Source organism: Streptomyces sp. NPDC006259 (assembly GCF_042870975.1).
In the GTDB taxonomy this organism is placed as follows: Bacteria; Actinomycetota; Actinomycetes; order Streptomycetales; family Streptomycetaceae; genus Streptomyces.
Window position 1 is genome coordinate 852,147 of record NZ_JBIAHY010000002.1, and the last position, 21,232, is coordinate 873,378.

The 21,232-nt window shown below is 70.9% G+C and carries 19 protein-coding genes; 5 read left to right on the plus strand and 14 right to left on the minus strand.

The genetic code is table 11. The features are described 5' to 3' along the window. Window positions 1-40: 40 nt before the first annotated feature. The 6 genes from ACFYO5_RS09705 to ACFYO5_RS09730 all read right to left on the minus strand — a co-directional run bounded on the left by ACFYO5_RS09705 (window position 41) and on the right by ACFYO5_RS09730 (window position 6,206). Complete coding sequence (locus tag ACFYO5_RS09705) at window positions 41-1,231, minus strand: substrate-binding domain-containing protein (RefSeq protein ID WP_388706243.1); 1,191 nt, start codon at window positions 1,229-1,231, stop codon at window positions 41-43. Between the two features lie 56 nt (window positions 1,232-1,287). Continuing rightward, window positions 1,288-2,013 carry a hypothetical protein gene (locus ACFYO5_RS09710; RefSeq protein ID WP_388706246.1) on the minus strand — a complete coding sequence of 242 codons (726 nt, stop codon included), beginning with the start codon at window positions 2,011-2,013 and terminating at the stop codon, window positions 1,288-1,290. A 14-nt stretch (window positions 2,014-2,027) separates the two neighbouring features. Beyond that, window positions 2,028-2,939, minus strand: a complete 912-nt coding sequence (locus tag ACFYO5_RS09715; protein ID WP_388706249.1) for a carbohydrate ABC transporter permease — start codon at window positions 2,937-2,939, stop codon at window positions 2,028-2,030. After that, on the minus strand, window positions 2,936-3,865 hold the full coding sequence (locus ACFYO5_RS09720; RefSeq protein WP_388706252.1) for a carbohydrate ABC transporter permease: 930 nt from the start codon (window positions 3,863-3,865) through the stop codon (window positions 2,936-2,938). The genes ACFYO5_RS09715 and ACFYO5_RS09720 overlap by 4 nt, the downstream gene beginning before the upstream one ends. Beyond that, window positions 3,862-5,124: an ABC transporter substrate-binding protein gene (locus tag ACFYO5_RS09725; protein ID WP_388706255.1), complete on the minus strand. Its 1,263-nt coding sequence runs from the start codon at window positions 5,122-5,124 to the stop codon at window positions 3,862-3,864. The genes ACFYO5_RS09720 and ACFYO5_RS09725 overlap by 4 nt, the downstream gene beginning before the upstream one ends. 62 nt (window positions 5,125-5,186) lie before the next feature. Beyond that, a complete protein-coding gene (locus ACFYO5_RS09730; protein WP_388706257.1) occupies window positions 5,187-6,206 on the minus strand; it encodes a hydroxyacid dehydrogenase in 1,020 nt (339 codons plus the stop codon). A 674-nt stretch (window positions 6,207-6,880) separates the two neighbouring features. Between ACFYO5_RS09730 and ACFYO5_RS09735 the strand changes: the two genes are divergently transcribed. Then, window positions 6,881-7,684: a maleylpyruvate isomerase family mycothiol-dependent enzyme gene (locus tag ACFYO5_RS09735; protein ID WP_388706260.1), complete on the plus strand. Its 804-nt coding sequence runs from the start codon at window positions 6,881-6,883 to the stop codon at window positions 7,682-7,684. A 361-nt stretch (window positions 7,685-8,045) separates the two neighbouring features. Here ACFYO5_RS09735 and ACFYO5_RS09740 read toward each other — a convergent pair whose 3' ends face one another. The 8 genes from ACFYO5_RS09740 to ACFYO5_RS09775 all read right to left on the minus strand — a co-directional run bounded on the left by ACFYO5_RS09740 (window position 8,046) and on the right by ACFYO5_RS09775 (window position 16,369). Further along, window positions 8,046-8,966 (minus strand): alpha/beta fold hydrolase, encoded by a 921-nt coding sequence (locus tag ACFYO5_RS09740; RefSeq protein ID WP_388706262.1) that lies wholly within the window; start codon window positions 8,964-8,966, stop codon window positions 8,046-8,048. Between the two features lie 207 nt (window positions 8,967-9,173). Further along, a complete protein-coding gene (gene leuE / locus ACFYO5_RS09745; protein WP_388706265.1) occupies window positions 9,174-9,824 on the minus strand; it encodes a leucine efflux protein LeuE in 651 nt (216 codons plus the stop codon). Window positions 9,825-9,901: 77 nt separating this feature from the next. Next, on the minus strand, window positions 9,902-10,801 hold the full coding sequence (locus ACFYO5_RS09750) for an NAD-dependent protein deacetylase (protein WP_388706268.1): 900 nt from the start codon (window positions 10,799-10,801) through the stop codon (window positions 9,902-9,904). A gap of 133 nt (window positions 10,802-10,934) precedes the next feature. Further along, complete coding sequence (locus ACFYO5_RS09755; RefSeq protein WP_388706270.1) at window positions 10,935-11,822, minus strand: TauD/TfdA dioxygenase family protein; 888 nt, start codon at window positions 11,820-11,822, stop codon at window positions 10,935-10,937. A 57-nt stretch (window positions 11,823-11,879) separates the two neighbouring features. Continuing rightward, entirely contained in the window at window positions 11,880-12,695 is an 816-nt protein-coding gene (locus ACFYO5_RS09760; RefSeq protein ID WP_388706273.1) for an ABC transporter ATP-binding protein, read from the minus strand. Further along, complete coding sequence (locus ACFYO5_RS09765) at window positions 12,682-13,734, minus strand: ABC transporter substrate-binding protein (protein WP_388706275.1); 1,053 nt, start codon at window positions 13,732-13,734, stop codon at window positions 12,682-12,684. Before ACFYO5_RS09765 ends, ACFYO5_RS09760 begins: the two co-directional genes overlap by 14 nt. A gap of 41 nt (window positions 13,735-13,775) precedes the next feature. Then, window positions 13,776-14,552 (minus strand): ABC transporter permease, encoded by a 777-nt coding sequence (locus ACFYO5_RS09770; protein WP_388706278.1) that lies wholly within the window; start codon window positions 14,550-14,552, stop codon window positions 13,776-13,778. 626 nt (window positions 14,553-15,178) lie between these two features. Continuing rightward, window positions 15,179-16,369 (minus strand): amidohydrolase, encoded by a 1,191-nt coding sequence (locus ACFYO5_RS09775; RefSeq protein ID WP_388706280.1) that lies wholly within the window; start codon window positions 16,367-16,369, stop codon window positions 15,179-15,181. A gap of 480 nt (window positions 16,370-16,849) precedes the next feature. On the opposite strand from ACFYO5_RS09775, the gene ACFYO5_RS09780 reads away from it, so the two are divergent. The 4 genes from ACFYO5_RS09780 (at window position 16,850) to ACFYO5_RS09795 (ending at window position 21,184) form a co-directional block, all read left to right on the plus strand. Further along, entirely contained in the window at window positions 16,850-17,800 is a 951-nt protein-coding gene (locus ACFYO5_RS09780) for an NmrA family NAD(P)-binding protein (RefSeq protein ID WP_388706283.1), read from the plus strand. 103 nt (window positions 17,801-17,903) lie between these two features. After that, entirely contained in the window at window positions 17,904-18,371 is a 468-nt protein-coding gene (locus tag ACFYO5_RS09785; protein ID WP_388706286.1) for a MarR family winged helix-turn-helix transcriptional regulator, read from the plus strand. A 572-nt stretch (window positions 18,372-18,943) separates the two neighbouring features. Further along, window positions 18,944-19,933: a pirin family protein gene (locus tag ACFYO5_RS09790; protein ID WP_388706289.1), complete on the plus strand. Its 990-nt coding sequence runs from the start codon at window positions 18,944-18,946 to the stop codon at window positions 19,931-19,933. Window positions 19,934-20,077: 144 nt separating this feature from the next. After that, a complete protein-coding gene (locus ACFYO5_RS09795) occupies window positions 20,078-21,184 on the plus strand; it encodes an LLM class flavin-dependent oxidoreductase (protein ID WP_388706292.1) in 1,107 nt (368 codons plus the stop codon). Window positions 21,185-21,232 lie beyond the last annotated feature (48 nt).

Here is a 21,232-nt window from a genome sequence, read left to right on the forward strand (position 1 = left end):
CTGGGCTGTACCACGGCTCTCTCCTGTGGGACTGACTCGGTCACTTCGGCGTCCGCCGAGAGCCTGCTCGCAGGGTCTGCCCCGCCTCGGCAAGCAGGTCCGGCGCCATCGACGGTTGCAGCGCTTCCGGCCTCGGGGCCGTACCGCAGGACTCCCGGACCACCACGTTGGGCCAGAGTTCGATGCGGTGCACGGGCCATTCCCCGCTGATGTCGGCGAGCTTGGCCAACGCCAGTTGGGCAGCGGTCACGCCAAGACGGTGCTTCTGGGGACGCAGAGCGGTCAGCGGCGGATCCGAGGCCGCCCCGATCTCGTCGTCGTAGGTCACCACGGCCAGGTCGCCGGGCACGCTGATCCCCAGGTCCCGGCCCCGCTCGATCAGCCCGATGGCCTCACGGTCCGAGTGCACCAGCAACGCCCGGACGCCCAGTTCGCGGCTCCGCTCCATGACGCCGGTGTACGCCCCGGCCCAGCCCGGAGCACCGTAGGAAGGCACCTCGATGTCGAGGCCCACGTGCGGGGGAAGGCCCAGGGTGTCCACCGCCTCCTGCCATCCTGTGCGAAGGGCCCTGCTCGTGGGGCTCTGACGCGTGGTGATCAGCGCGACCCGGTCGTGCCCCAGAGTGACCAGATGACGGACGGCCAGACCGGCACCGAGGGCGTGGGCGGTCCTGGCGGTGTCCAGGGCGAGGGTGAGCAGTTCCCTGGGTGGACGGCGCTCGACGAGGATCACGGGGACCGTCAGCGAACCGAGCCAGCGCAGTACTTCCATCGCCGTGTCGCCGGTCGTGGCGGGGGCGACCAGCAACGCCTGCACTCCGCGCTCGAGGAGGGCGTTCACCTGCCGACGGTCCTCGGCCGGGTCCTCCCAGCGGGAGGCACGCATGACGAGCCTGCCCTCGGCCGCGGCCACGGCCGTGTGGGCCCCCTGGATCACCTGGGGCCAGTAGTACTCCACCGAGGGCACCACCATGCCCACCAGGGCACGCGCGGCCATCGGTCCGTAGGGGCCGGGCACGCCCTCCCTCATCGGCTGAGTCTGTGAGCGGTGAGCGAGCGCGACACCGCCATGCACGCGCTGCACCAGACCGCGGTCGGCCAGCAGCGTGACGTCCCTGCGCACCGTCACGGCGGTGACGCCCAGTTGTGCCACCAGATCCGACAGGCGCACCATGCCGTGCTTGCGTACCGCGGCGAGGATCATTTCCTGACGCTCCGCTGCCAACGGCATCGACGGTGACCTTTCTGACTCCGACGCCTCTCCTCGAGGCCGACAGTGACCGGACACTATCCCGTGCGATCGGATGACCGGCACCGCTCGGATCCGGGGATCGGTGTGAAGCGGCAGTTGTGCCAGAGCACGAAGAGGACGCAACCAGGGAGCACCGCCAGTCCCATGAGGGGCGCCTGGTTGATGAGGAGGAGCCCCGCGGTGACCAGCGCGAGGTTCATCAGGGCGAGCGGCCAGTGCCGGAGAACCGCGTACGGCACGAGGATGAAGGCCTTGCGGCCGGCGCGCCGGGTGGCGTCCGGGTGGGCCAGGGCGACGATCCCGGACAGGGCGGCCAGGACGGCCGTGATCGCGGCCATGGGCAGCAGGGCGGCCCCGGCCGGGGACGTACGCAGGACGACGGCGTCGACCACGGCCGCGATCACCAACAGCAGCACCGGACCGGAGATGCGCAGTGCGGGGCGGAACAGCCGCGCGTAGGCCCGCGCGAACGCCCGGACGGACGCTTCGCCGTCCTCCCCCGCCTGGTCGAGGTAGGCGAAGGCGGCGGCGACGGAGGGGCCTGTCAGAAGGAGGAGCGGGGCGAAGAACAGCGGGTGGCGCCAGGGTTGGTGGGACACCTGCAAGGCGGCCAGCAGCGGCAGGTTGGCCGTCGCCATTCCGAGGTTGACGACCAGGACGCGGTGGACGTGGGCCCAGACGAGTTCCCAGGAGCTGTGCGAAACGTTGAGGCGCAGTCGCGGGCCGGCGGGACGGGGCGCGGTGGAGTGTCTGCCGGTCATGGCACCTTCCCTGGTCATCCCTTGACGCCGGTGGTGGCGATGCCGCGCACGAAGTAGCGCTGGCCGAGAAGGAACACCACCAGGATCGGCAGGACGGACAGCACCGAGCCCGTCATGATCATCGCGTACTGGGCGTCGTACTGGCCGATGAAGGAGCGCAGGCCCAACTGCACCGTCCACAACCTGTTGTCCGTCAGGTAGATGAACGGGCCCATGTAGTCGTTCCAGGTCTGCACGAAGGTCAGCAGGGCGAGGCCGGCGAGGGCGGGCTTGGAGAGCGGCAGGATGATGCGGGCCCAGATCCCGTACTCGGTGAGCCCGTCCAGGCGGGCGGCCTCGCTGATCTCGTCCGGAATCGTCAGGTAGAACTGCCGCATCAGGAAGACGCCGAACGCGCCGAACGCCTGGAGCAGGATCAGGGAGAGGTGGGTGTTCACCAGATCGAGCTTCTGCATGATGATGTACTGCGGGATCATGTAGGCCTGCCAGGGCACGGCGATGGTGGCGATGTAGCCGGTGAAGAGCAGGTCCCGGCCCGGGAAGCGCATCTTCGCGAAGCCGTAGGCGGCGAAGCTTCCGGTGAGCACCTGCAGGAAGGTGATCACCACGCTGAGGAACAGGGAGTTGCCCAGGTAGGCGGCCAGCGGGATGTCCGTCCAGATCCGGCGGTAGTTGTCCCAGTGGAACTCCCTGGGGATCCACTCGACGGGCACGGTGAAGACGTCCCGGTCCGCCTTGACCGACGAGACCAGCGTCCAGACGAACGGCAGCAGGACTGCCAGTGCCACCGCGGCGAGCGCCGCGTAGAGGAGCACGCGGCCGACTGCCCGCAGCGCTCGCCGCCGGTGTACCGCCTTGCGGGACACGGGAGGGGGAGACGGCTCCGAGACCTGGGTGCTGTCCTTCCGCAGCACGGTGGTGCTCATCGTTCGCTCCTTCGCTGGAAGTAGAACTGGACGACGGTGATCACCAGGCAGATGACGAACAGCGCGAGGGAGACCGCGGAGGAGTATCCGAAGCGCCCCTGGGTGATGCCCTCCCGGAAGATCAGCTGGGAGAGGACCAGGGTGGAGCGGCCGGGACCACCCTCGGTCATGACCTGCACCAGGTCGAACACCTTGAAACTGGAGATGGTGAGCATCACCGTCACGAAGAAGGTGGTGGGGCGCAGACACGGCAGGGTGACGTGCCAGAACCGCTTCCACGCGCCGGCGCCGTCCACGCGTGCCGCTTCGTGGAGTTCGGCGGGAACGGTCTGCAGGCCGGCGAGGAAGAGGATCATGTAGTAGCCCATGTCCCGCCAGACGCTGGCGACGATGAGGGCGGGCATGGCCCAGTCCGAGGAGGTGGTCCAGCCCGGCGGGTTGTCGACGCCGAGCGACCGCAGGAACTGGTTGACGGGTCCGACCTCGGGGCTCAGCAGCAAGTTCCACACCACTGCGACGGCCACCAGTGAGGTGACGTAGGGGAAGAAGAAGGCCGTCCGCAGCACCTTGACGCCGCGCAGTCTCTGGTTGAGCAGGACGGCGAGTCCCAGCGACACCACCAGCGTGAGCGGGATGTGTCCGAACGCGTAGTAGCAGGTGTTCTGCACCGCGGTCCAGAAGTTGTCGTCGTTCCACATCCGGCGGAAGTTGTCGAGGCCGGCCCACTCGGGTGTGCTGTAGGAGTCCCAGTGGGTGAACGAGAGGGCCAGGGCGCCGACGACGGGCACGAGGGTGAGGGCGGCGAATCCCAGGAAGTTGGGGAGGATGAAGCTCCACCCGATCAGGGTGACGCGCCGGCGGCGGCGCCTCGCCGCGGCAGCGTGTGCCGCGGAAGCGGGCCGGACCGGTGGGGGGACGGTGGTCACTTGACTTCGTTCCTCACCCGGTCGTTCATCTCCTTGATGCCCTCAGCGGCGGACTTCTCGCCGCTCATCACCAGTTCGTGCTCCTCGGTGAGGATCTGGTCGATGTCGGACGACTTGTCGCTGATCGGCATCTCCAGCCGGACCGTGGACGGTTCCATGGCCTTCCGCGAGATCGCGTCGCCGGGCATGCCGTCCACCCCGAAGAAGGTGTCCATGACCTTGTCGTCGGTGTAGGCGGGAACGACTCCCACCTTCGCGATGGCGGCGGCCCCTTCCGCGCCGGACGCCCAGGTGACGAACTCCTGCGCCGCTTCGGCGTTACGGGCCTTCTTGTTGACGGCGAACGCGGTCGGCGAGCCGAAGGTGACCGTCTTGCCGTCGGCCGTGATCTGCGGCATCGGCGCCATCCCCCAGTCGACGGGGTTCTTGCCCTGGGCCTTCTCCGCCAGCAGGGCCGCCGCCCACCAGGTTCCCATCGGCACCATGGCGGCCTTGCCCGTGGTGAACTGCGAGTCATAGGTGACGCTCTGGCTGGAGGCCGTGGAGAACGGCAGCGTGGCCTTGGCCTTCTGCAGGTCCAGGGCCATCGTGTACTGGTTCTTCATGAAGTCGTAGTCGCCGCCCAGCAGATCCCCGCCGGTCTGCGCCGCGGCGGTCGCCTGTATCACGGAGCGCCAGGTGTGCAGGTAGGTGCCGTACACCTTGGAGGAGCCGGAGCCCTTCGTGGTCTTCTCGGCCAGGTCCGCGAACCGGGACCACGTCAGGTGGGAGAGGTCGGCGTCGCCGACCAGCGCCTTGTCGTAGTAGAGCACCCAGAAGTCCTGCCGGTACGGGATCGCGTAGTACTGGCCCTTGAGGTCGAAGTCCTTGAGCCCGGAGTAGGACTTCTGGGGGAGCTTCTTCACCTGGTCGGTGAGCGGCTTCAACTGGCCACGCGTGGCGTAGCGGGCGTAGTCGGTGACGTTCTTCATGGTCAGGACGTCGGTGGTGTCACCGCCGGCCAACATGGTGGTGACCTTGTCGGAGTAGTCGTCGGCGAGGATGTCGACCGGCTGGACGTCGATGTCGGGGTGCCCGGCCTCGAAGCCGTCGATCAGCGCCTTCCACTCCGGCGTGGTCTTGTAGTTCCACAGACTGACCTTGACGACGGTCCGGCCGTCGGACGCGGTGTTCGAACCGCTGGCGTCGCAGCCGCCGGCGATCAGGCTCGCGGCCACCACCAACGGGGCGACGGTGGTGAGGGTCTTCTTCAACTTCATGTCGGCGGCTCTCCCTTGAGCGTTTCGGATCTGACGGGGACGGCTCGCTGCGGTGGCGAGGTTCAGGCGCTGAGGCCGATCGCCCAGTTCTCCTCGGTGATCTCCGCCAGCAGGGGCCGGCGAGAGGCCCAGCGTTCCAGCTCATCGAGCACGTGATCGGTAAGCCTGCCGATCTCCGTGCCCAGTGATCCGGCGATGTGAGGGGTGATCATCACGTGCGCCACCTGCCGCAGCGGTGAGTCTTCGGGGAGCGGCTCGGGGTCGGTGACGTCGAGGATCGCGAACAACCGCCCCGAGGCGCACTCGGCGGCCAGGGCCTCGGAGTCGATGAGACTGCCGCGGGCCGTGTTGATGACCGTCGCGAAGTCGGGCAGCCGGCGCAGCTGGGCGGGACCGACGAGGTGCCGGGTCTCGGCCAGCTCCGGGGCGTGCACGGACAGGACGTGGACCTGGGGCAGCAGGTCGTCGAGGTCCACCAGCCGGGCGCCGGCGCGTGCCACCTCCTCGGGGTCCGCGTACGGGTCGGCGACCAGGACGGTGGTGCCGCGCAGCACCCGCAGCAGTTCGGCCACCCGTCGGCCGATGCGCGAGAACCCGACCAGGCCCACGGTGCGTTCGAAGTTGGACAGGTCGCCGTAGCCCGTGACCGAACCCCAGCCGCCGTACGCCTGCCGTTCGTCGGCGGCGAGGAACGGCGCCTTCTTCCCGGCGAAGATGATCGCCGCCAGGGTGTACTCCGCCACCGGCACGGCATTGGCGTCCGCGGCGCTCGTCACCCGGATACCGCGGCTCCAGACCTCCTGGTTCACCAGGCCGCGTACGCTGCCGGCGCAGTGCAGCACCGCCTTCAACCGGGGCGCGGCGGCAAGACGTGCCCGCGTCAGCGCGGGCGCCCCCCAGGACGTGATCAGCACTTCGGCGTGCGCGAGCCGGGAGTGCGCCTCCGGGGTATCCAGTTCGTCCGTCCAGCAGGGGTCGTCCAGGGACACCAGTTCGGTGAGCCGTCGGAGCCGGGACTGGTCGAAGTGCGCCTCGAAGCTCGACCTGTTCATCACGAGCAGAGCATGGGGCTTGGTCCGCATCGGAAACGGGCTCCTCTTCTCAGGGCGAGCGCCAGACATGTCCCGGCGAGACCGCGCCGGACGGCGCTGGGAAAGGAATAGTCGCCCGGTCCGCACAACCGCCAGAGTTGACCCAAAAGCGAAGCGAATCGATCAGGAACGAACATTGGTCTGGGGTATTTGCACCTGTATGGCGCGGTGGCGCGAACCGTGGAGAAAGACCGGAGCCGCAGGCCGGAGCCGGTTTCCGACGGGCCGGACGGTCCTGTGCTCGCGTCGGCCGGGGTACGGCACGCTGGGGGCGCGGGGGCCGTTCCAGGGAGCGGGTCGGCTGCTCCAGGCGCGGCCGGCCGCGGTGTCCGCCTCGGGCGGGATGCGGGTGCGGCGCCCGGGTCCGTGTCGCCCGGGTGCGGGCGTCGTCGTGGACCGGCACGGCCGACGTCGCGTCCGGGTGGGTGGCACCATTCCTGCCCCCCGCTCCGCCCGCTCCTCCTGCCGGGATGCGGTGCTGCCCGAGCGGCGTTCGCAGGATGTCCGCGTCCGGCGGGGTCGCGGCCCCGACGGGGAGTCGCCCCGGCCCGATCCGCCCGAGGCCGTCGAGCCGTCCGCCACGGCTGTCGGTGTCCCTGGCGCATGCGCGTGCCGCCGGTGTGGGCGCCTTGTAGCCTTGGCCGAGGGGGGCGAGGAGGTGCGGTATGACTACGCCCGCTGTCTCCGCCGGAGACATTTCCCGGACTTCCGCGGCGCGGGCGTCCACGGTCAACGAGGCGGAGATTCGAGCCTCGCTCGCGGTGATGGGCTCGTTGGACGCCGAAGCGTGGTCGAAGCCGACCGCGTGCACCGGGTGGACCGTCCGGGACATGGTCGCCCACGAGGTCGGGCAGTTCGAGGAGCTGGCCAAGCCCTGGCTCATGATCGCGCGGGTGCGACGGGCCCGCCGCACGCATCCCGAGTTGGGCGCGCTCGACGGTCACAACGAGAGTCAGGTCGAGGACCGTGGAGAAGCCACAGCGGAGCGGCTGGTCTCGGACTTCGCTCGCATCGCCCCGAAGGGAGCGAGCTCGCTGGCCCGCATGCCGGCTCCGGTAAGGCGCCGGATCCGCACGAGCATGGTCTTCCCGGAGGCGAAGGCCCTGCCCGAGGACTCCATGGACTACATGAACAGCGTCCTCATCGCCCGCGACACCTGGATGCACCGCATCGACATCAGTGACGCCACCGGCACCGAGTTCGTCCTGGACGAGCACGACGGCGAGATCATGCGTCAGGTACTGCTGGACCTGGCGCTCGGCTGGACCGGCCCCTCCTGTCTGCTGGAACTCTCGGGGCCGGCCGGCGGCCGCTACCGACTCGGCAGCGGTCCGCCCCTGGTCACGTTGCGAGCCGACGCACTGGATCTCGCCCGCCACCTCTCCGGCCGACCGTCGCCGGCCGGGCTGGCGTTCGAGGGCGACGCGGAGGCCGCGGCGGCTCTCACCGCGGCCCGGGTCCTCTTCTGAGCGGATCGTTCCCGGTCCGTGCCCGACGCCGGAGCCTCACCTTTCCCAAGCCCTGACGCCGACGGCAGCCTGGGGCCCGCCCCGCCCGGCGGCCTCCGGCTCGCCCCCACGCCGCCGGCCGCTGACCGCCGGCCCTGGCCGCTGGCGAAGCGAGAGTGCGAACGGCCGCGGACGGGACGCCTCGGCCACACGCGGTCGACATCCGGAGTACGGTCCGCCGACGCCGACGCCGACGCCGACGCCGACGCCGACGCCGACGCCGACGCCGACGCCGACGCCGACGCCGACGCGTCGCTTCGGCACCCCTTCACCGGTCCTGACCACCGGCCGCGGTGCCGGCCGCACGTCCTCGGGGCCTCGGTCACGTCACCGGCCCATGGCCTCCGACCGCGCCGGGGGACCGGACGTCGTCGTCGAGGCTCTGCCAGAAGCCGCGGAGAGCGGTGACGAGTTCCCCGGGCGCCTCCTCGGCGATGTGGTGTCCGGAGGCGATCGGGCCTCCGTCGAGCCGGTCGCCCGCCCAGTCGCGCCAGACGCTCAGCACGTCGCCGTAGAGGTCGGCCATGTCGTCACGGGTGGCCCACAGCACCTGGAGCGGGCAGCCGATGCGTCGGCCGTCCCGTCGGTCGGCGTCGTCGTGCTCACGGTCGATGCCGAGGCCGGCCCGGTAGTCCTCGCACATCGCGTGCACGGTGGCCGGGTCGTGGATCGCGCGCCGGTAGTCCTCGTACGCGTCGGCGCCCATCTGTTCGGGGGTGGCCCTGTACCAGGCGTCCGGGTCGGCGTTGATGACGCGTTCGGCGGGCTTGTCGGTCTGCCCCAGGAAGAACCAGTGCCACCAGCTCGCGGCGAACGTCGCGTCACAGCGACGCAGTGCCTCCCCGATGGGGACGGCGTCCAGCACGCTCACGGCGGTCACCGCTTCCGGGTGGTCCAGCGCGAGCCGCGTGGCCACGTACGCGCCCCGGTCGTGCCCGACCACGGCGAACCGTTCGTGCCCGAGACGGCGCATGACCGCCAGGACGTCACCGGCCATGGCGCGCTTGGCGTACGGACGGTGCCGGTCGTCGGTCGGGGGCTTGTCGGACTCGCCGTAGCCCCGCAGGTCGGGGCAGACCACCGTGTGACCGGCCGCGGCCAGCAGCGGGGCGACGCGGTGCCAGGTCGCGTGCGTGCGCGGATGGCCGTGCAGCAGAAGCACCGCGGGACCGCTGCCACCGTGACGCACCCGCAGCCGCGCCCCGTCTCCCTCGCACCGCGTCAGCTCGAAGCCGTCGAACACCTAGCCTCCCGAACGTCGGACAACGTGCGGGTCCCCTGCCCTGGATCTCCTCGGGCATGCGGGAACCCGGTCCGTGCGAGAGTCGGGCGATGCCCCTGTACGCCTTTGTGCGGCCTTCGCCGGCTCGACGAGTGGCCCGCGAGCGCCCCGTCACCCAGAGCGGCCACGACCGAGCCCGTCGCCGCGGCGGGGCTGACGCGCCTCGGCTCAGGCGCCGGCCAGCGACAGTTTGAGGGCGAATCCGAGGAAGAGCGCTCCCGCGGCCGACGTCGCACCGGCCGCCAGCCGCTTGCGGCGCCGGAACGCTGCCGCCAGCCGTGTCCCGCCGAAGATCAGCGCGCTGAGGTACAGGACACTCGCCAGCTGCGCGAACGTTCCCAGGATGACGAACGACAGCGCCGGGTAGGCGTAGCCGGGGTCGACGAACTGCACGAAGAAGGCGACGAAGAACAGGATCGCCTTGGGGTTGAAGAGGCTGATGACCAAGGCCCGCCGGAAGGGCCGCTCGTCGGCGACGGCGGCGGACCGGAGGCTGGGCGTGACCCGGTCGCGCCGGCCGCGCCACATCCCCCAGGCGGCCCGGAGCATCCCGACGGCCAACCAGGTCAGGTAGCCGGCGCCCGCGTACTTCACGATGCCGAAGAGCACGGCGTTGCCCTGGAGCAGAGAGGCGACACCGGCGGCGGAGAGTGTCATCAGCGCGGCGTCGCCGCACCACACGCCGGCTGCGGCGGTGTAACCGGCCCGCACCCCGCGCCGGGCGGCCACGGAGAGGACGTAGAGCGAGTTGGGGCCGGGCAGCAGGACGATCAGGACGAGGCCCGCCAGGTAGGTGGGGAGGTCGTGGACGCCGAACATGACAGGAAGTGTCGCACGCCGCCACGGTGTCTCCGGAATCGTTTTCCGCCGCCCTTCCGCCGGGCCCCGGACCTCGCTCAGGTGGTCTCCGTCGCGTCCACGGGGATGCCCAGTCGGGCGGTCGCGGTGCTGAGAGCCGTTCCCAGCGGGAGCGCGATGCGGGTCACGGCGTGCCGGTCGCCCCGCGTCGGGGAGAGGTTGACGATGAGGACGGGCTTGCCGGCCTGCGCCGCATGGCGGACGAACCGGAGCCCGGACATCACCGTCAGTGAGGATCCCAGGACCAGCAGCGAGGCCGCCTCATGGACCAGTTCGCGGCAGTGCTCGACGCGCGGCGGCGGCACGGACTCGCCGAAGAACACCACGTCCGGTTTGAGGATGCCGCCGCACTGCGTGCAGGGCAGCACGTGGAAGTCCGCGACCTGTTCGTCGGTGAGGTCGGCGTCGCCGTCCGGGTTGATTCCGGCGGCCACCAGCTCGTAGCCCGCGTTGGCCTGTTCCAGCCGTCGGGCGAGTTCGCGGCGCGGGCTGAGGGCGCCGCAGGACAGGCAGACGACCCGCGCCAGGCTGCCGTGGAGTTCCACGACGCCGCTGCTGCCGGCGGCCTGGTGCAGCCCGTCGACGTTCTGGGTGATCACGCCCGAGAGCAGGCCGTGGCGGCCGAGCGCGGCCACGGCCCGGTGCCCCGCGTTGGGGCGGGCTCGGCCGAAGGTGCGCCAGCCGAGGTGGCTGCGCGCCCAGTAGCGGCGCCGGGCCCGGGCACCGGCGGTGAAGTCCTGGTAGGTCATCGGGGTGTGCCGGTCGAGGCTCCCGCCCTCCCCCCGGTAGTCGGGGATGCCCGACTCCGTGGAGATGCCCGCCCCGCTGAGAACCAGGACACCGCCGGTGCTCAGGGCATCGACGACCGGCCGCAGATCCGTGGTGCCCGGTGGCAGGTCCTCAGTGGGGGTCCAGCTCAGAGTGGGACGCATGCGCATGCGGCCAGGGTACGGAACCGGCGCCCGTCACCCCGCTTCCTCCCCTGTCCGTCGGCTGCCCGGACGGGGGATCCGGCGGTCCGGATCTCCCGCCGAGGTCGGCACCGGCGCTCGGGCGCATGGTCGCGGGCCTTCAGGGCGTGCGCGCGCCGGCCGGGCCCACGGGAGCGTCGCCGCGCAGGGTGATGCGGTGCATGACACGGTGCTGGTCACCGTAGTCACGGTTGGCGTAGTGCGCCGTGCTGCGGTTGTCCCACAGGGCGACGTCCCCCGGCCGCCAGCGATGGCGTACGACGTGTTCGGGCTTGGTCAGGTGGGCGTAGAGGATGTCGAGGATGCCCCGGCTCTCGTACTCCGAGACACCCACGATGTGCGAGGTGAAGCCGGGGTTCACGAACAGGCCTCTGCGGCCGCTTTCCGGGTGGACCCGCACCACCGGGTGCTCCACCGGTGTCAGGTCGGCGAACACCTCGCCCTCCCACAGGTTGCCGCGCCCCATCCTGCGCTGAGCCAGGTAGTAGCCGAACTCGCGGGTGCCGTCGTGGACGGCCGTGAGGGTGTCGGCCAGGGCCCGCAGGCCGGGCGACAGGGACGCGTAGGCGAGCTGGCTGTCGGCCCAGTTCGTGTCGCCCCCGCTGGGGGGCAGCACCACCGCGCGCAGGACGGAGATCGCGGGCGGGCGTCGTACGAAGGTGACGTCGGTGTGCCACACGTCGGCGAACCCGTTGTCCTGGCTGTCGAGGGAGTACACCTCGGGGGCCACGTCACCGGAGTCGTGGACCGGATGCCCGACGGTGACCTCGCCCAGCCGCCTGCCGAACTCGATCTGAGCGGCGTCGTCGAGCCCGTGCTGGCCACGGACGAAGAGCACCTTGTACCGCACGAGGGCCTCACGCAGCGCGAGGATCTGGTCGTCGTCGAGGCGGCCGAGGTCGATGCCGCGGATCTCGGCACCGAAGTGGGGGCCGAGTTCCGTGACCGGCAGCCGGGTCGGTGCCGGCCGTTCGCTGAGAACGCTCACCTGTTGTTTCCTTTCCTGGTACGACTTCTCGGTTCGGATGTGCCGTGGGTGCCGCGGTCAGGCCGCGGCGGCCTTCACGGCGTGCGAGACCCGCAGGCGCAGCTCGTTGAACTCGGCGGACTCGCGCAGCTGTTCGGCGTCGACGTCTCCGCGGGGCAGACTGATCGGCAGGTCGAGGGCGACGGTGCCGGGGCTCTTGGTCAGCACGACGATGCGCGTGCCCAGGAACACCGCCTCGTCCGCCGAGTGCGTCACGAACACCGTGGTCCGCCCGGTCTGCGCGGTGACGCGGCGCACGTCCTCCTGCAACCGCTCCCGGGTCAGCGCGTCCAGCGCCGCGAACGGCTCGTCCAGCAGGAGGAGCGGATTCCGCGCGGCGAGCGCGCGGGCGATGGCGACACGCTGCTGCTGACCGCCCGAAATCTCCCAGACACGTCGCCGCTCCGTGCCTTCGAGACCGACCCGGGTCAACAACTCGGCGCGCTTCTCCGGCCATTGGGCGCGAGGCACGTCCGCGTAGCGCAGGGCCAGGTCGATGTTTCCGCGCACGGTGCGCCACGGGAACAGCCGTGGCGTCTGGAAGACCACGCCCGCGCTCCTTCCGGGTCGTGGTGCGGCGCCCAGGACCCGCACCGAACCGTGGGTGGGCTGCTCGAATCCGGCGATCAGCCGCAGGAGGGTGCTCTTCCCGCACCCGGACGCGCCCACCAGGACGAGGAACTCGCCGGCGGGCACGGTCAGGTCGACGGGCCCCACCGCCGTGACGGTCTCGCCGCCCCGGCCGTACTGGTGCGTGACCTGGTCGAGTCGTACGGACCCGGTGCCCGGCGTGTCCGCGACGACGGCGGGTGCGACGGTCTCACTTGAGGACATCGGGCAGCCCCTTGAGATAGAAGGCCTTGCGGACGACGTCCTCGGACGGCGGGGTGTCGATCTGCTTCTGTCCGGCCAGGAACCCGGCCGTGTCGGTGACGTACGTCAGCAGCCTGCCCGGATCGCCGTCGGTGCCCAGCCAGTCCGCGGAGGTGACCTGTTCGGGGGTGAGGAACACCCCTTGCGACAGCTGCGCCTCGGCGTCCGTCTCACTGATGCCCAGTTCCGCCGCGACGGCCTTGACCGAGCCGCCGGGGTCGGACTTCAGCAACCGCAGCGCCTCGGCCTCCGCCTTCCGCCAGGCGTCGATCGCCCGCGGGTCCCTGGCGATCAGTTCGTCCGATACGACGGCCAGGTCCAGGGTCGGCTTGCCCGCGGCGCCGATCTCCTTGCTGCTGGCGAGTTGGGTGCCGGTTTCGCGCAGCTCGTCCAGGGTCGGCAGCCAGACGTAGGCGGCGTCGATGTCACCGCGCTGCCAGGCGGCGAGGATCGGCTGCGGCTGCAGATCGATGAGCTTGACGTCGTAGGTCTTCAGACCGGCCGCCTCCAACGCTGCCAGCAGACTGTAGTGCGAGGTGGACGCGAAGGGCGTGGCGACGGTCTTTCCCTTGAGGCCGGCGACGTCCGAGATGCCGGTCGCCTTGCGCGCCACGAGCGCCTCGTTCTCGCCCGCGACGTCGAGGATCCAGGCGACCTTGTAGGGGATCGGCGAGGAGCCGGAGATCCCGCGGGCGAACGGACTCGAACCCAGTGCCGCGATGTCGAGGGACTTGCCGAGGAACGCCTGGTTGACGCTGGCCCCGGAGTCGAACTTGATCCACGTGATCTCGTGGTCGGGCAGCGCCTTCTCCAGCAGCTTTCTGTTCTTCACTATCAAGTCGCCGCTGGGGAAGGCGAAGTAGCCGATGCGAAGCCGTCGGGCGCCGCCGGACCCCGACGCCGCACTGTCCGAGGAGCAGCCGGTGACGGCCGCGGAGGCGGCGGCGAGGGCGCCGGCCAGCAGGAGTCGGCGGGACGGACCTTGAGGGACACGGGACATGAGGGGGCCGTTTCTGTGCGGGGTACTGGGTGTGGGACCGGTTACGCGCGACCGCGCCAGGGCACGACGGCACGCTCGAGCCGTAGCAGCAGCGTGTCGATGACCAGGCCGGAGACACCGATGGCGATGATGCCGACGAGGACCACCGGGGTGTTGTTGTAGTTCGCGGCGTCCTTGACCATGCCGCCGATCCCGGGCAGTCCGTTGACCAGCTCGGCGGCGACGAGGGAGGAGTAGGCCACGCCGACCGCCAGCCGGACGCCGGTGAGCGTCTCCGGCAGGGCGGAGGGTGCGACCACGTCCCTGACGACGTCCCACCGTGAAGCGCCCAGGGCCCGAGCCGCCTCGATCAGACTCTTCGGTACGGCCGCAACGGCCGTGGTCGTGGACACCGCCACCGGCGGGAAGGCGGCGACGGCGAGCAGGGTGACCTTCGGTTCCTCGTTGATGCCCAGCCAGATGATCAGCAGCGAGAAGTACGCCAGGGGCGGCAGCGTCCGCAGAAAGGTGATCCAGGGCTCGAACAGGGAACGCAACCAGCCGACGGTGCCCATGAGCAACCCGAGCACGACACCGGCCGCGATGCCGATACCGGCGCCGAACGCGATGCGCCGCAAGCTGATACCGAGGTGCTCGACGAGGGTGGTTCCGTTGTAGCCCCGTACGCCGTCGTGGGTCGTGGACACGTCGATGAACGCGTCCCACACCTTGGCGGGCGGTGGCACGAGCGTCTCGCTCCAGGTCCCGCTCGCGGCCAGCGACTGCCACAGGAGGAGGAACAGCAGGAGCGAGCCGAGAGGCAGCAGGGCACGGGTCACGCGCGCCGGGACCGGCGGCCGCCGCGAGCGCGGTGCCTTGCCGGTTTCGACAGCGGGAACGTCTGCTGACACAGGCGGTGTCGGGGACACGGGGCGGCCTCCAAGGGGCGCCGGAACACGAGCGGTTGACGTCAGCCGCCTCGCGCGGGCGGACGAGCCCGTGCGGCGGCGGTGAGGGAAGCAGGGGTACGGGAGACGTGCCGCCGCCTACGCGCGGAACGGCGGGATGTCTCACACGCCGGGACGCCCCGGAGGCCGGGACGTTCGAGAGGCCCGGAATGCCGGGATGTCCCAGTGGCGGAAGGAAGACGCGTCAGCGACGCGAGGTCAGCGACAACACGCGGCCGGGCGTCGGCACAGGTCGATGACCAGGCGTCGCACCAAGGGCTCGTGAATCATGGGGCCATTTCTACAACAGCCGTCGGATCCCACCAACAGCCGTCCACGTTCTGGAACACCGGGCTCGGTCAGCGCGTTCGCCGCTCGCCGTGTCCTCGTGCGAGGACCTCGACCGGCGCGGGGCCGCGGGCCGGGGGCGTCCGCCCGACACGATGGCGAGGGCCGTGGGTGGAGGTCCGGACGAGGACGGACGGAACGACGGCGACGCGGTCGTGCCGCGGCACGGGTCAGGGACCCGTCTGCGGGTGGCGTGCCCAGGCCTCCGCGCGCAGGTCGGCGTGCGACAACACGTCCGCGGCCGTGCAGGCCAGCGCCTCGGTCACGGCGACGAGCACGTCACGGGCGCGCGGGGAGGCGGCGGCCGCGGCGAACTCGGGGGTGTGGTCGGACCCGTCGTCCATGATGGCGACGAACGGGTGGATGGCGGGCACGCGGGCGCTGACGTTGCCGATGTCCGACGAGCCGAGGTGGACGCCCGGCACGGGCGGCGTCAGCGCGATCCCCGCCCGGGAGAGGTGCCCGGCGAACCGTTCGGAGAGTACGCCGCTGTCACGGAAGTGCTCGTAGAGGAGCGTGGCGCGTTCCACCTCGGCCCTGGTGCCCGTGGCCAGGGCAACGCCCTCGGCACAGGTGTGGAGTTGACCGGTCAGGTCCTCCAACGCCCTCGTCGTGGCGGCGCGGAGTCCGAACAGTCCCTCCGCGTACTCCGGCACGATGTTGGTGGCCGTGCCGCCGGCGGTGACGATGCCCTGGATGTGGGAGGCCTCCGGCAGGCGTCGGCCCACGAGGTTCAGCACGTTGAACAGTTCGATCAGCGCCGCGAGCGCGTCGACGCCTTCCGTCGGACTGCCCGTCGGGTGGGCGGCACGGCCGTGGAAGGCCACCCGGTACTGCACCTGAGCGGTCAGCGGTGCCCGCGCCCAGTCGTACACCCCCGGGTGGAACATCAGCGCGGCGTCGACGCCGTCGAAGACTCCCGCCTCCACCTCTAGGACCTTCCCGCCGCCGCCCTCCTCGGCCGGGGTGCCCACCGCCACCACGCGACCGGCCGAGTCCCCCAGGACCGAGTTGAGCGCGAGCGCCGCTCCGAGGCCGGCCGCTGCGATGAGGTTGTGCCCGCAGGCATGGCCCAGGCCGGGCAGCGCGTCGTACTCGAGCAGCAGTGCCACGGCGGGGCGGCCCCGACCGGAAATCGCCGTGAACGCGGTGGGCATCCCGGCCACCCCGCGCTCGACCGCGAAGCCGGCCTCCTCCAACTCGCCGGTCAGCAGGGCGGCCGCTCGGTGCTCGGCGAAGGCGTACTCCGGGTCGGCGTGGAGCCGGAGGGCGACTTCCCACAGCGCGCCGGCCCGATCGGCGATCTCGGCGCGGAGCCTGTCGTGGACATCGGCGGCGAGGCCTTCGGACGTACGGGCCACAGGGTCTCCTCGGGACGAGGTCGTCGTTCGTCGTGCCGTACGGCCACGGGTGCCTCGCGGAAGGGGATCGACACGTGGATCGAGACCTGGCGTCGGCGCGGCACGTCGGGCGAGTGGCCGCAGGGCCTTCCGGAGCGGCCGCTCCCCGGGTCGGAGACGCGGGTGCGCGCCTGCCGACTCAGGACGCGCTGCCGGCGCGGAGCCGGCCCGACGCCGTGTCCTGACGTCGCTCGGACCGGCTGCCCGGTCGTCTCCCGGCCCTACGGGGTCGCGTGCGCGACGTGGTTCTCCTAGCGTGGGGTGCGCGGTGGGAACGGGGCGCCGGCTGCGGGCTCCGGTCCTGTGCGGGCCTCTTGTCGGAGCCGTTCCGCGCGGTCGGCCGATTGGATCCCCACTTTCGGTTGATGTGTCAACCGTGGAGGGGTAGCGTCAGTTGACGCATCAACTGGACCGGGTTGTCTCGTCGAAGGGGTAGCGGACATGAGCGACAAGAAGGTCATCGCGGTCACCGGAGCAACCGGCGCACAGGGCGGAGGCGCCGCGCGGGCGCTTCTCGCCGACCCCGACGCGGGCTTCGCGGTACGCGCGCTGACCCGCAACCCCGACTCTCCCGCCGCCAGGGAACTCGCCGACCTCGGGGCCGAGGTCGTACGGGCGGACTTCCATGACGAGCCGACCGTGCACAAGGCGTTCGAGGGCGCCTACGGTGCCTTCCTCGTCACCAACTTCTGGGCGCACGGCTCGGCGGCCAAGGAGACCGAGGAGGTCGCCGTCCTGGTCCGGGCCGCCGAGGCCATGAATCTGCGCCATGTGGTCTGGTCGACGCTGGAGGACACCCGCGAACTGCTGCCGCTGGAGGACGACCGGATGCCCGTCCTCCAGGACAGGTACAACGTGCCGCACTTCGACGCCAAGGGGGAGGCCGACCAGCTCTTCACGCGGGCCGGGGTGCCGACGACCTTCCTGAAGACCACGTTCTTCTTCCAGGGCTTCCTCCAGGGCATGGGCCCCAAGCGCGCCGAGGACGGCGTACTGACCCTGACGCTGCCGTTCGAGGAGGGCAAGCTTCTTGCCGGGGTGGACGTGGCGGACATCGGCCGGACCGCTCACGCCATCCTCAAGGGCGGTGAGCGGTTCATCGGCAGCACCGTCCACCTGGCGGGCGACCATCTGACCGGCGCCCAGTACGCCGAGAAGCTGGGCGCCGCGCTCGGCGAGCCGGTGCGTTTCCAGTCCGTGCCCTACGACGTGTTCCGCGCCCTCGACATCCCGGCGGCCGATGAGATCGGCAACATGTTCCAGTACTACGGCGACTTCGACCAGGAGTTCACCGGCGCGCGTGACCTCGACCGCTTGCGGGAGATCAACCCGGCGCTCAGAAGCTTCGACGACTGGCTGGCCGAGAACGTCTCGAAGATCGCGGTTGACTGAACAGGGGCGCGAGCGGAACGGCGGCCACGGAGGGGGATGGTGGCCGTGCCGCCCTACGCCGTGGCCATGTCGATGAGACGTCAACTACGTTTACACTTTCTCCATGGACGAGACGGTGCGGTGGTTGACGCCGGAGGAGCAGCACGCCTGGCGGGGCTTCGTCCGGTTGCACGAACGACTCGGGGGCCGGCTGGCGCGCATGCTCCAGGCGGAGTCGAACGTGTCGGCGGCGGACTTCGCGGTCCTGGTCCATCTGACGGATGTGCCGGAGGGGCGACAGCGCTTCCTGGACCTCTCCCAGGCGCTGGAGTGGGAGAAGAGCCGGATGTCCCATCACATCGCCCGGATGGCCAAGCGCGGGCTGGTGACGCGGCAGGAGTGCCCCGAGGACGGACGTGGGGCGTTCGTGGTGATCACGGAAGCGGGGCGCGAGGCGATCGAGGCCGCCGCACCGCGCCACGTCGAGGCGGTACGCGCCCTGTTCCTCGACCACGTCACGCCGGCGGAACTGCGTGTGCTGGCAGAGATCTCCGATCGCGTCGTCAGCAGAATGGACGAGGAGCCGGCCTGAGCGGATCGCCGGCCTGAGCGGGTCGGCCCAGGCGTAGCGGATCGGCCGGGCGGAGCGGCAAGGCGGATAGGTCGGGCGGAGCGGCAGGGCGGGTAGGCAGGGCGGATCCGCCGTGAGCGGTGATCCGGGATGCGCGGCCAACGCGAGCAGAACGGCGGTGACCCGGAGGCCGGGATGGGCTCGCCCGCCCGGCCATCGCCGCCCCGTGCCCCGCGCCGACGCGGTCGCCGGCCTGATCCGGGTGACCCACGGCACCGGTCATCGTCGGAAGTCGAAGTCGCCCGGCGGCCGCGCTGCCTCGGCTGTCGGCGTCGGCCGCGACGCCCGGCCTTCGGCGTCCGCCGCGACGCCCGGCTGTCGGCCTCCGCCGCGACACCTGCCCGTAGGCGCCGCCCGCGGCACTTGGCCGTCGGCGTCGGTTGTCATTCCTGAGCGGCACGGTCCCACCCTCTGGACCCACGGCCTGAAGGCCGCCGTTCCCACTCCGCGCACCAGGCAGCCGCTGTGGCCATCGGGCCGCTCTCGTGACATGATTGTTGATATAACAACTAGAGCGTCTGAGGGTGGTCCCGGTGAGCAACGTGGAAACGGAACCCGCGGCACTGCGGTGCGGAGCGCCGGGTGACACAGCCCGGCCGGCCGAAGCGCCCCGCGTGGATGTGCTGTCCGCGCGAGAGGTACCCCTGGGAGGGCCGCGGGCGATGCTCGTCCGGCGGACGCTGCCCCAGCGGGCCCGGACCCTGATCGGGGCCTGGTGCTTCGCCGACCACTACGGTCCCTCCGACGCCACCGCCACCGGCGGCATGCACGTCGCCCCGCATCCGCACACCGGGCTCCAGACGGTGAGCTGGCTGTTCAGCGGGGAGATCGAGCACGAGGACACTCTCGGCACCCGTGCCCTGATCAGGCCCGGCGAGATGAACCTCATGACCGGCGGCCACGGCATCGCCCACTCGGAGATCTCCACCCGGGACACCACGGTTCTCCATGGCGTCCAGTTGTGGGTGGCGCTGCCCGAGGAGCACCGGAACACCGAACGGGACTTCCAGCACCACGTGCCCGACGCCGTGCGGGTCGACGGGGCCGAGATCAAGGTCTTCCTGGGCGCACTCGCCGGAAGCGTCTCTCCGGTGCGCACCTTCACTCCCTTGGTCGGCGCCGAGATCGTCCTCGAACCGCGCGCGACGGTCACCCTCGCGGTGGACCCCGCCTTCGAGCACGGCCTTCTCGTGGACAGCGGCGACGTCCGCCTCGTCGACACCCGGCTCCGCCCGGCCGAACTCGGCTACGTGCCCTGCGGCGTCGACGCCCTGACGCTGGCGAACGAGTCGGACCGGGCGGCGCGGGTCATCCTGCTCGGGGGCCCTCCGTTCGAGGAGGAGATCGTCATGTGGTGGAACTTCATCGGCCGCAGCCACGAGGACATCGTGCGGGCTCGACAGGACTGGGAGGCGTCCTCCGATCGCTTCGGCGTCGTCGAGGGCTACCCAGGACATCGCCTCCCCGCACCGGCTCTGCCGAACGCCGTCATCATGCCGCGCCGAAACCCCCCGCGCGGCTGACCTTCGCACGCCGCCCCTCCTCTTCGCCGCCCGGGGAACGGAGAAGAGGAGGCGCGCCCATGGTGGCGTCGGCGGAATAGGACGGATCCGGGGCGCGTTGTGAGCGCATAGTTGACATATCAACGGAGAGAGGGGTTGAAGGCGATGCAGTTCGGTATCTTCACCGTGGGCGACGTGGCCACCGACCCGACCACGGGGCGTACCCCGACCGAGCACGAGCGGATCAAGGCGATGGTCGCCATCGCGCAGAAGGCCGAGCAGGTCGGGCTCGACGTCTTCGCGACGGGTGAGCACCACAACCGGCCGTTCGTGCCGTCGTCACCGACCACGATGCTGGGCTGGATCGCCGCGCGCACCGAGCGGATCGTCCTGTCCACCTCGACCACGCTGATCACGACCAACGACCCGGTCAAGATCGCCGAGGACTACGCGATGCTCCAGCACCTGGCCGACGGCCGGGTGGACCTGATGATGGGCCGCGGCAACACCGGCCCGGTCTACCCCTGGTTCGGCAAGGACATCCGCGAGGGCATCAACCTCGCCGTCGAGAACTACGCCCTGCTGCACCGGCTGTGGCGTGAGGACGTCGTGGACTGGGAGGGGAAGTTCCGCACCCCGCTCCAGGGCTTCACCTCGACGCCGCGGCCGTTGGACGGCGTACCGCCGTTCGTCTGGCACGGCTCGATCCGCTCCCCGGAGATCGCCGAGCAGGCCGCCTACTACGGCGACGGCTTCTTCCACAACAACATCTTCTGGCCCAAGGAGCACACCCGGCGGATGATCGACCTGTACCGGGAGCGGTACGCGCACTACGGACACGGCACCCCCGAGCAGGCCGTCGTCGGACTCGGCGGCCATGTGTACATGCGCCGCAACTCCCAGGACGCCATCCGCGAGTTCCGCCCCCACTTCGACAACTCGCCGGTGATGGGCGGCGGGGTGTCCATGGAGGAGTACATGGAGCAGACCCCGCTGACCGTCGGCACGCCCGGTCAGGTCATCGAGAAGACGCTCACCTTCCGCGAGTACGCCGGTGACTATCAGCGCCAGCTGTTCATCGTGGACGGCGGCGGAGTCCCGTTGGAGACCGCGCTGGAGCAGATCGAGATGCTCGGCCAGGAGGTCGTGCCGGTACTGCGCGAGGAGTTCGCCAGGAACCGGCCGGCCGACGTGCCCGACGCACCCACCCACGCCTCCCTGCTCGCCGCGCGGGACACGGAGCGAGCGGCGACCGCCGAACCGGCGGCCTGACACCACACGACATCCTGACGGCCCGGCCCACGCCCACAGCGGTGGGGA